The sequence below is a fragment of the Leptolyngbya sp. FACHB-711 genome (assembly GCF_014695615.1).
Taxonomy (GTDB): Bacteria; Cyanobacteriota; Cyanobacteriia; order Elainellales; family Elainellaceae; genus Leptolyngbya_A.
Genome location: NZ_JACJOR010000186.1, coordinates 1 through 2835 on the forward strand (window position 1 = coordinate 1; position 2835 = coordinate 2835).

A 2835-nucleotide genomic window follows, 5' to 3' on the forward strand; every position below is an offset into this window, starting at 1 on the left:
ATAGCAAAGCCGATACGAAATCTGAGTAATTTCTCAGAATCTTCACGGAAACAAAGCCCCCTATAATTGGAAGGCATTAAATTCTGTCGTCTTCCCCATGCCTGACCTGCTCCAAGCTCCCAGACGATCGACCGTGTTAGGGTTACCAATCCACTTGGTTTCCGACTATCCGGGCTGGCTACTGTCCCATGCAAAACATCATTGCGGCGTTCATGTCGTGACGCTGAATGCAGAAATGGCAATGCAGGCAGAGAAAACGCCCGACCTGGCAGCGGTGATCCGCAAAGCAGAACTTGTGATTCCCGATGGCTCTGGAGTCGTCCTTTATCTGCGGCTACGGGGTATGAAAGTGCAGCGATGTCCTGGCATCGAGCTAGCAGAAAAATTGATCAATCAAATGCCGCTGCTAGGGTCAGAAGGCACAGTTTTCTTTTACGGCGGTGCGCCCGGAGTGGCCCAAGCCGCAGCCGATCGCCTTCAACAGCGCATTCCCGAACTTAAGGTCGTCGGCGTTCAGCACGGATATTTATCGGCAGAAGAACGATCGCAGCTCAACGAAACCCTCCAACAGCTTCAGCCGCGCCTGATTCTTGTGGGCTTGGGCGTCCCCCGGCAGGAACTCTGGATCGCTGAGCATCGCTATCTTTGCCCTGATTCGATCTGGATCGGCGTCGGTGGCAGTTTTGATATCTGGTCTGGCAAAAAGACCCGCGCTCCAAGATGGCTGGCAAATAACCATTTGGAGTGGGTCTATCGGCTATATCAGGAACCCTGGCGATGGCGACGGATGCTGGCTCTGCCAAAATTTGCCCTGCGTGCCCTGCTCGATCCGCAACGGTAATTGGAACAAGTCGCTTTTCAATTCGGGGCTGTCGTCTTACCTTGAACCTGGAATTGCCTCTGGTTTGGGTCTGAGGCTTCGTAGCCCCCTAAATCCCCAGTCCTGGGGAACTTTGAGATTCGGAGCAAGGGAAGTTCGCCCCTAATGCCTTCATCCAATTCACGATTCTTGAATCTCGCTCCCAAGCTTTTTGAGCGGTTCGGAAGTCCCCCAAAGTTGGCCTATTTAGGGGACATAGGAGATTTGCAGCTGAGTCGAGAGTGTGATTGGAGATTGTTTAACACAAGCTTAAACCGCAGTCAGTTCCTTGGGTTCCTTCGGTTCTTTAGAGTCGATCGGGGCAGTGAGAGCTTCCTCTAATGGAGCCGCGCCCAAACGCTGTTCCAGAATATTCATTACTTCCCGGCCAAAGTCGTTTGGGTTTTGTTGCCATGCCTGGAGGCAGACCTCGCCAAAGAAAGAGCCGAGCGGTTCTGGATTCCAAAGCAGCTTTTTAGCAACCCAGGGGAAGTAGATGGCAAGCGGATTGTAGCCTCGCTTCAAAATATTGTTCTTGAAGGCATACTCTTCCAGGTGCGTGTGGGGCTGGAGTCCGATGAAGAAGATAGCAGGCTCCACCTTATCTGCACCAAAGATGCGCTCCATCTCCCGGTGATAAGCGATCGTCTGACGAATGGTGTCAAACGTCTCATCAATGACATTAAACGAATAGTTAATCGAGACCAGGTCATTAAATCCGGCAGCTTTGAGATCGCGGCAGTTTTGCAGCACCGTCCGCAGGTTATAGCCCATCCGCATTTTGCGAACCAGCTCTTGGGAACCGCTCGTGATGCCGATCTCAAAATAATTCATCCCGGTTTTCACCATCAGGTCGCAGAGTTCCGGGGTTAGGTTGTCTGCCCGAATGTACGCCGCCCAGTGAATATCCGTCATGCCTGCGTCGAGGATTTTTTGCAGGAGCTCGATCGCATCATTCATAAACCGCCGTGCCGGAATAAACTGAGCATCGGTAAACCAGAAATTGCGAACGCCGCGATCGTAGAGCTGGCGCATTTCCTTCACGACTTCGTCTGCCGGATTGATTCGCACCTGCTTACCTTCGACCACGGTGTAAACGCAGTAGCAGCAGTTGTGGGGACAGCCGCGCTTGGTCTGCACCCCAATATAAAAGTCGCCTTCTTGCAGATAGTAGTCAAAATCCGACCAGATTTCCGCAATGTAGTCGTAGTTGCAGGCAGTTTTCTCTAGGGGGGCAGGCTGTTCGTGAATGAGGCGATCGCGAGGCTGGGTTTCACCCACAATGTAGCAGCGTTCGTCTGCAATATCCTGTCCATGCAGCAGCTTTTCGAGCAGAGCTTCTCCCTCCCCAACCGAGATGATCGTCCCTTTCGGCAGCACTTTGCCCAACTGCTCATAAAATACGCTGACCGCACCGCCCCCAACGACCGATCGTGCTTCCGGGCAATACTGACGGGCGCGCTTCAGCCCTCGCTGAATCAGATTCTGGTTGCGCCACAGCTCAGTCAGGTAGGATGACACCATCCGCAGTCCACCAATCGCCCCTCTCAGTTTGGTGAATGGATTGCGGGCGTAGTAGAACTCAAACGCGTTTTGCAGCGGGTTACCGCCTCGTCCGCCGACCGGAGCGTAAATCTGAATATCGCGCCAGGAGAATACCAGCAGCGTTGGCTTGAACTCGTCAATGCAGCGATCGAGCGCAGCTCCAAAATCTAGCGGCGGAATTGTTCCCAGATCGAAAATGCGCTGAGAAACGTCTGGAAATAGCTTGTGAACATGATCTGCCAGATAAACAACTCCGATCGGGAAGATGGGGTTGCAGGGCAGGCGCACGTAGAGAATGCGATCGTTCATGTGCGGGCAGTAGAAATCTGAACGGGAGGTTTATATAACTTCACGATACCACTGACTTTCTTGGGCTGCATGGATTTCCCCTAGACTGCTACTAACCGACCAACCTGAGTCAGGAAGAAGGT

2 protein-coding genes are annotated in these 2835 nt (G+C 52.8%); one reads left to right on the plus strand and one right to left on the minus strand.

Going from position 1 to position 2835, the window contains the following annotated elements:
* Positions 1-97 precede the first annotated feature (97 nt).
* Positions 98-841 (plus strand): WecB/TagA/CpsF family glycosyltransferase, encoded by a 744-nt coding sequence (locus H6F80_RS06700; protein ID WP_190790813.1) that lies wholly within the window; start codon positions 98-100, stop codon positions 839-841.
* Between the two features lie 288 nt (positions 842-1129).
* On the opposite strand, the gene H6F80_RS06705 is transcribed toward H6F80_RS06700, so the two are convergent.
* Entirely contained in the window at positions 1130-2713 is a 1584-nt protein-coding gene (locus H6F80_RS06705) for a photosystem II high light acclimation radical SAM protein (protein ID WP_190790814.1), read from the minus strand.
* Positions 2714-2835 lie beyond the last annotated feature (122 nt).

Bases quoted from the DNA above. Each gene is read 5' to 3' on its own strand.
- H6F80_RS06700 (WP_190790813.1), top strand. From the start codon at position 98: ATGCCTGACCTGCTCCAAGCTCCCAGACGATCGACCGTGTTAGGGTTA.
- H6F80_RS06705 (WP_190790814.1), bottom strand. From the start codon at position 2,713: ATGAACGATCGCATTCTCTACGTGCGCCTGCCCTGCAACCCCATCTTC.